This window comes from Microcoleus sp. SVA1B4 (assembly GCF_036700545.1).
Taxonomy (GTDB): domain Bacteria; phylum Cyanobacteriota; class Cyanobacteriia; order Cyanobacteriales; family Microcoleaceae; genus Microcoleus.
In genome coordinates, this window is the sequence record NZ_JAUBPB010000059.1 from 37872 (window position 1) to 45045 (window position 7174).

Consider the following 7174-nt stretch of genomic DNA (forward strand, 5'->3'; position numbering starts at 1 on the left):
GGAATATCGTCAAGTATATTATAGCAAATATCAATAGTAAAGCGTCCTAACCGCCGGGTTGCTATAAAGCAAAATCGCAAGATAAATCGCCAATTCAAACCGATCGAAGTATAGAATCAGGAAAAAGCAAGCAGCAGGGTTGAAACATGAATGAGACCGATCGCACGCGAGTCGAAACATTCATCACACGCTGGGCAGGTTCTAGCGGTAACGAACGGGCAAACTACCAGTTGTTTTTTGCCGAAATGTGCGATGCGCTGGGAGTCGATCGCCCTTTTGATAAAGGCAGAATTCCCAACGATCCCTACTGCTTTGATAAGGATGTCAAAATTTTTCACCCCAGCGGCAAAGTAACTCCGGGGTTTGTTGATTTTTACAAAGCCGAGCATTTTTTGATAGAGGCAAAACAGGGCGGAACAACGAGCAAAAAGGGAACGGCAAAGCGGGGGACAAATACCTATTTGCGAGAGATGGAAAAAGCGTTTGTGCAGGCAGTTGCCTATACCCGCAGTCTCAGCAGCAAACCGCCGTTTTTGTTAACTTGCGATATTGGCGATCATTTTGAATTATGGATGGGGTTTAGCGGCGATTATGGCGGCTATGGGGCGCGGCGAGAAATCGGGCTAATCGAGTTGCGGAAAGCCGATGTTTTCGATTTGTTTGTCGATATTTTTAGCAATCCCCAACAGCGCAACCCAGAGAAAATTGCGGCGCGGGTGACGCGGGAAGTGGCGGCAGATTTGGCAGAGTTGGCGAAGCGGATGGAGGCGAATGTCGATCCGCAGCAAGTCGCCCAGTTTTTGATGCGCTGTATTTTCACCATGTTTGCTGAGGATGTGGGGTTGCTGAAGGAACATTTGTTTACGCAGGCGCTGGAAACGCGATGGATTCTCAACCCGAAGATGTTTAAGCCGGAGGTAGAGGCGCTGTGGGAGGCGATGAATGAGGGGACGAGTTTTGGTTTTCATGGCAAACTGTTGCGGTTTAATGGGGGATTGTTTGCCGAGTCGCAGGCGTTTGCGTTGACAAAGGCGCAGTTGGAAGTTTTGTTGCAGGCGGCGAAGCGGGATTGGTGCAATGTGGAACCGGCGATTTTTGGGACGTTGTTGGAAAGGGCGCTGGATTCGAGGGAACGTAGTAAGTTGGGGGCTCATTATACGCCGCGATCGTATGTGGAAAGGTTGGTAAAGCCTGTGGTGATGGAGCCTTTGGGCGATCGCTGGATTGCGGTACAAGCGGAGGTTAAACAGTTGCTCAACGCGGGGGAATCGGAACCGACTGCAAATCAAAGGAAAAAGGCGATATCAGTTTTAGAGGCATTTCTGACGGAGTTACAACAGGTGAAGATTCTCGATCCGGCGTGCGGATCTGGTAATTTCCTGTATGTGACATTGGATTTGTTGAAGGGGTTGGAATCGGAGGTGTTGCGACGCTTGGAGGATGTCACCGGATCGGCGCAGTTGCTGTTAGATATTGCTCAAGTTAATCCGAGTCAGTTTTTGGGAATTGAGATCAATCCACGGGCGGTGGCGATCGCAGATTTGGTGATTTGGATTGGGTATTTGCAGTGGCATTTTCGGCGGTTTGGCGACATTCCGCCGATCGAACCTGTGTTGCGCGAGTACAACAATATTGAATGCCGGGATGCGGTGTTGGCCTATGACGGAATAGAACCGGATGTGGATGCGGCGGGGAAGGTGAGAACTCGCTGGGGCGGACGGATGATGAAGAGTCCGGTGACGGGGGAAGATATTCCCGATCCTACAGACAAAGTAACGATTTATCGGTATTTTAATCCGAGGGCGGCCCAGTGGCAAAAGGCAGATTATATTGTGTCGAATCCGCCGTTTATTGGGAATAAGAGAATGCGTGAGAGCCTTGATGACGGGTATGTTGAATGCTTGAGGAAGACTTACCAAAACTTGTCAGATACGGTTGACTTTGTAATGTACTGGTGGGAGAAGGCAGCAAATCTTGCCAAGTCGAAGAAAATTCAAAGGTTTGGCTTTATTACAACAAACAGTATTGTTCAATCATTCAATAGGAAAGTTCTAGATCAGTATGTCGGCGACAAAGAAATATCTCTTTACTTTGCTATTGCCGATCATCCTTGGACAGATAGTAAAGATGGTGCTGCTGTACGTATTGCTATGACTGTCGTGACACCCGAACCGTCAATTTCAGGCCTTTTGATGAAAGTCAAGTATGAATCTCAGGGAGACAATGAAAATGAAATTTTAAAATTTGAGGTAATTAAGGGATTGATTAATTCTGATTTGACTATTGGCCGTGATACAGTCAAAATGAAACCGTTAAAATCAAATGATGGAATCTCATTTCAGGGTGTTATTCCATTAGGCACAGGGTTTAGAATTGAAGAACATGATTTCCAACAGCTTGATTTAGACAAGCAGAATTTGCCGTCAGTCATCAGATCGTATGCGATTGGTAGAGATTTAGTTCAAAGTTTTCATAAAAAGTGGATTATTGATTTTTTCGGTCTATCTAAAGATGAAGCCTCTCAACAGTTTCCTCTATTATTCCAAAGGCTTCTAACAACAGTTAAGCCATTTCGAGATCAGCAAAATAGAAAATCAAATCGGGATAATTGGTGGCTTTTTGGCGAGAAAAGACCTGGATTAAGAAAAGCTGTCAACAATTTGAATCGATTTATTGTCACGCCAGACACTTCTAAATTTAAGCCATTCTTTTTTGTTGATAGTGATGTTTTGCCGGATGTTCAGCTTTACACAGTCGCATCAGATGATGCCTGGATTTTAGGCATTTTAGAATCCTTAGTACATCAAAAGTGGCTTAAAAAGATTGCACCGCGAATGGGCAAGGGAAATGATTTGCGATGGAAACCGTCAATTGTCTTCGACCCCTTCCCCTTCCCCACTCCCACCGATACCCAAAAACAAACCATCCGCGAACTCGGAGAACGCCTCGACAGCCACCGCAAACGAGTCCAAACCACTCACCCCGAAGTCACCATCACCGGGATGTACAACCTCCTCGAAAAACTCCGCCAAGGCGAACCCCTCGACGACAAAGACAAAGCCTTCAAGCAAAAAGCCCTAGTCTCCACCCTCAAACAAATCCACGACGAACTCGATGCCGCCGTATTTGCCGCCTATGGTTGGGAACCCACCCTCACCGACGACCAAATCCTGGAAAACCTCGTCACCCTCAACGCCCAACGCGCCGAGGAAGAACGCAACGGACTCATTCGCTGGCTGCGTCCCGACTACCAAGCCCCCGGCGAAACCTACGTGCAACCATCCCTTGCAGGTATCACCACGCAAACCGAAACCTCGATCGCCCCCACGGAACAACAACCTTTCCCCAAAACCCTCAAAGAGCAACTTTGGGCCATCCGCGACTTATTTCGCACCCAAAGCGGCGAATGGACAGCCACCCAAGTCACCGCCCATTTCAAAGGTGCCAATCGCAAACAAAAAGTCATTCTCGACTGTTTAGAAAGCCTCGAAGATTTGGGTATTTTGCTCAGTCATACTGAAAATGGGATGACTTTCTGGCACCTGGCAGAACTTTAGAGCGTTGCGCTTGTTATCATGAGCTTATCCAGCAAGAGGTTATCTAATGCTAGAAACCACCATCCTAGAAACCCTGGTCAAGTTGCCAGATTCCCTGAAACAGGAAGTTTTGCACTATGTAGAATTCTTGGCCGCAAAATATGCAAATAATGCAAATAATGAGGTTGCCGTAAATCCTCCTCAAAAGAAACGTCAAGCCGGGATGATGAAAGGCACGTTTGTCTTACCGCTTGCTGATGATTTTGATCCACCATTAGAGGATTTCCAGGAGTATATGGAATGAGTGCATTGCTCCTCGATACTCACACTTTTATTTGGTTTTCAGAAAATGCTCCTAACCTATCAGTTACCTTGAAGGAGCAGATTGAATCCGCCGATATAGTCTATTTGAGTATTGCCACTCTTTGGGAAATTGCCATCAAAATCAGCATTGGTAAATTGACACTGCAAGCAGACTATGCAGACATCGAACCTCAGTTACCTGCTGCTGGCATCTTATTACTGCCAATTTCCTTTGGGGATACTGTACAGGTTCGCAGCCTACCATTCCACCATCGCGATCCATTCGATCGCATTTTAATTGCCCAATCCATTAATCATGCTTTAGTTTTAGTCAGCCGTGATGAAGTGTTTGATGCTTATGCTGTTCAAAGACTATGGGAATAAACTAGATTATTATCGCCAATGGCATTGACCCGATCGATTGTAAAAGAGGAAAATAAATTATAGAATTACTCCCAAAAAGTTTCCATGCCTCCCGAAGAAATCCTCCTACAATACTGGCGCGAACTTGCCCCCGCCGATCGCGCAAAAGTCCTTAAATTCCAGTTTTAGGGAAAATAAGCCGAGGCAGATTGAAAAATGACTGTATTTCAGTCTCCTAGCTATTGCGCTAATCTATCGCTCTTCCATTTGCAAATACTCCAAAACCAGCAACCGCAAATAGTCTAGCATTCGGATATAAGACCGCATTTGAAGATAGCCCGATCGCGTTTCAGCATAAAACTCAGCAATCGCAGAACGATCGAACACCCTAAGCTGATGTAAATTTGCGATCGCTTGCTCGCGATTCTCAACCTCTGCGCGCTCCTCAATCTGACTAGCATAACCGCGAATACTTACTGTTACTAACTCAAGCTCCTCCAGAAACGAAAAATATTCCTCAGAACCAAGATACCTCTGAGATATCTCTTTGCGCTCTAATTTAGTGTTTTGATAGTCAACTGTCAACTGTGCCAAAAGTTGCACAATAATATCTTGCTGAATCGCTAATTTGTTCAGAAATTGTGCCATATCGCTATTCCTCATTAATGCCATAAGTCACGATTTTCTCAACACCATACTGGTCAGGTCGCACAATTAAAAACTCATAGCCCTTTCGGTAAACAGCGGCTCCATCCTGCCGATATCCCGTGCGAGGAACTCTTACAGCACCTCTGGTGTGGAAGTTGTGTGCCTTACGCAGATATTTGAGTGGATCAAATCCTTTTCTTTGTGAATGGTCTAACACACTTTGGGCCACAGTTCGATAAGTTCCTCTATCCCATTCAGACAAATATTGCTGTAGTTCGATAACTTCAGTATTGGAATAGTCTTCAAACAGTCGATCTAAATCAGGATCTACAGATGATTCGTCTGGCATTATCACTCTCATTTCAGAGGATCTTATTGATTATAGCTTTATTAGAAAAAGATCCCTCGCCTTTTATATCAAATCCACTCTTCATCAGAATGATTCATATCTCTCATCTCTTCCTCTGTGTTCTCTGCGTACTCTGTGGTTAAATCATTCCGATCCCATCAGAACTGGTATTACCCCTTAACTACCGCCCACTGAGTCACCGGTGCAAGCGGCTTCCAACCCTGAAAAGAACCGATCGCCCCTACTCGCTGAATCCCAATTCTAATCAGTTCCCCGCCATAACGATCGTGCCATTGCAAAACTTTAAACTCGCTCTCAACTGTCACCGCATTAACAACTAATCGGCCGCCTTCACCTAAAGCATTCCAGCAAGTTTCCAGCACAGATTCTGCGGTGACACCGCCGCCGATGAAAATAGCATTCGGTTGAGGCAAATTTGTCAGGGCTTCCGGCGCTTCTCCCGCCACGATTTCGAGTTCGGGAACGCCGAAAGTCGAGGCATTTTCGGCGATGTATTGCAGTCGAGTTGGGTGGCGTTCGATCGCGATCGCCCTGCACCGAGGATGACTCCGCATCCATTCGATCGCGATCGAGCCACAGCCCGCCCCCACATCCCAAAGCAACTCTCTGGGAATCGGCGCTAACGTTGACAGAGTAACGGCTCTAACCTCCCGCTTGGTAAGTTGTCCGTCGTGGCGATAACCAGCATCCGGCAAACCGGAGGTACGAGGGAAAATCACAGTTTCGCGATCGGCTGCAACTGCGATCGCGATCGTGTTCAAATCAGCCAAATCCGCTGCATTCCAGGCTGCTGCTACCCCCTCTATCCGCCGTTCCGATCCCGACCCCATCCGCTCGAACACGGTCATCAAACTGCTGCCAAACCCCCGCTGTGTCAACAATTCTGCCACCTTTCCCGGCGTGTGTCTGTCAGCGCTCAACACCAGCAAGCGCGCTCCCGGCGACAAAGCAAGGGCGATCGATGCGATCGGGCGATTTGTCAAACTGAAAGTCTCAACATCCGCCAAAGCCCAACCCAAACGGGCGCAAGCAAGACTAAAAGCCGATGCAGCGGGAATCACAGTCATTTCTGAAATGGGAATCTGGCGCGACAGTGTTACCCCAATTCCGTGACACATCGGATCGCCGCTTGCGAGCACGCACACAGACTGTCCTCGGCGGCGGATGATTTCATCGACTGTTGCTTGTAGCGGCGAAGCCCAAACCAATTTTTCGCGGGTGTCGTCGGTTGGTAGCATGGCTAGGTGACGGGCACCGCCGACAACGACTTGAGATCGAGAGAGGAGGGTAGAGGCGATCGGGCCCAGCCCTGAAAGTCCATCTTCGCCAATCCCCACCACCGAAAGCCATTTGTGCATTGAATCCTTACCGCTAATCTCGCTTCCGGCTGCATCGGAACGATCGAACTCGATAGTCATCACTCATTAGTTATTAGTTATTAGTTATTAGTCGTTAATCATATTATGTCTGCTCGAACAACCAGAATAAAATTGGTTTATAGTGAGGGCGGAAGTCATCATAAAACTCGATCGCGCTGAAGTCCTCACTACAAAATTTATAACTCACATCTTGCATCCCTCTCGCTTAACAGGCTGTCCGACCTGTTCTACAAAGAGTAGATTTTCTTGTGGCGAGTATGGGTTTGGCAGGAGAACCCGCCCGTGAAAGGCTGATTAACAATGGTGCAAAATGCCAGTTATAACGCTTATTTTACCTAACTAGATATGTGAATAAAGCCTCTAAAAAATCTTTTTTTCCAAACAAAAAGCGCCCCTATTTCTAGGAGCGCTTTTTGTTAATCTCAGACTAAAACTTAGCCATTGATAGAAGGAGCAACCATTGCTACGGGAGTTGTTTCACCAGCAGCCAAGTCAAGCGGGAAGTTGTGAGCATTGCGCTCGTGCATTACTTCCATACCCAAGTTAGCGCGGTTGATGACATCAGCCCAAGTATT

At 47.0% G+C, this 7174-nt stretch carries 6 protein-coding genes and 1 pseudogene; 3 read left to right on the plus strand and 4 right to left on the minus strand.

Annotation, left to right across the window (positions count from 1 at the left end):
• The first annotated feature begins 146 nt into the window (after window positions 1–146).
• The 3 genes from QT987_RS22665 to QT987_RS22675 are packed head-to-tail and all read left to right on the plus strand — an operon-like array spanning window position 147 to window position 4223.
• Window positions 147–3557: a DNA methyltransferase gene (locus QT987_RS22665; RefSeq protein ID WP_333244587.1), complete on the plus strand. Its 3411-nt coding sequence runs from the start codon at window positions 147–149 to the stop codon at window positions 3555–3557.
• A 46-nt stretch (window positions 3558–3603) separates the two neighbouring features.
• Window positions 3604–3840, plus strand: coding sequence for a type II toxin-antitoxin system VapB family antitoxin (vapB, locus tag QT987_RS22670; protein WP_333157599.1), 237 nt, complete (start codon window positions 3604–3606; stop codon window positions 3838–3840).
• Window positions 3837–4223, plus strand: a complete 387-nt coding sequence (locus QT987_RS22675; RefSeq protein WP_333244590.1) for a type II toxin-antitoxin system VapC family toxin — start codon at window positions 3837–3839, stop codon at window positions 4221–4223. The genes vapB and QT987_RS22675 overlap by 4 nt, the downstream gene beginning before the upstream one ends.
• Window positions 4224–4454: 231 nt before the next feature.
• Here the strand turns inward: QT987_RS22675 and QT987_RS22680 are convergent, their stop codons facing one another.
• From QT987_RS22680 to QT987_RS22695, 4 genes and pseudogenes are all read right to left on the minus strand, one after another.
• The gene (locus QT987_RS22680; RefSeq protein WP_333244593.1) at window positions 4455–4850 is read right to left on the minus strand and encodes a hypothetical protein; all 396 of its coding nucleotides are present in this window, start codon (window positions 4848–4850) and stop codon (window positions 4455–4457) included.
• A 4-nt stretch (window positions 4851–4854) separates the two neighbouring features.
• The gene (locus QT987_RS22685; RefSeq protein WP_333244596.1) at window positions 4855–5199 is read right to left on the minus strand and encodes a hypothetical protein; all 345 of its coding nucleotides are present in this window, start codon (window positions 5197–5199) and stop codon (window positions 4855–4857) included.
• Between the two features lie 170 nt (window positions 5200–5369).
• Window positions 5370–6638: a precorrin-6y C5,15-methyltransferase (decarboxylating) subunit CbiE gene (gene cbiE / locus QT987_RS22690; RefSeq protein WP_333244603.1), complete on the minus strand. Its 1269-nt coding sequence runs from the start codon at window positions 6636–6638 to the stop codon at window positions 5370–5372.
• A 395-nt stretch (window positions 6639–7033) separates the two neighbouring features.
• Window positions 7034–7174: pseudogene (locus QT987_RS22695) on the minus strand (photosystem II q(b) protein); the annotation flags it as partial.

Coding starts and splice junctions, on each gene's coding strand:
- QT987_RS22680 (WP_333244593.1), bottom strand. CDS start 4,850: ATGGCACAATTTCTGAACAAATTAGCGATTCAGCAAGATATTATTGTG.
- cbiE (WP_333244603.1), bottom strand. CDS start 6,638: ATGACTATCGAGTTCGATCGTTCCGATGCAGCCGGAAGCGAGATTAGC.
- QT987_RS22685 (WP_333244596.1), bottom strand. CDS start 5,199: ATGCCAGACGAATCATCTGTAGATCCTGATTTAGATCGACTGTTTGAA.
- QT987_RS22675 (WP_333244590.1), top strand. CDS start 3,837: ATGAGTGCATTGCTCCTCGATACTCACACTTTTATTTGGTTTTCAGAA.
- vapB (WP_333157599.1), top strand. CDS start 3,604: ATGCTAGAAACCACCATCCTAGAAACCCTGGTCAAGTTGCCAGATTCC.
- QT987_RS22665 (WP_333244587.1), top strand. CDS start 147: ATGAATGAGACCGATCGCACGCGAGTCGAAACATTCATCACACGCTGG.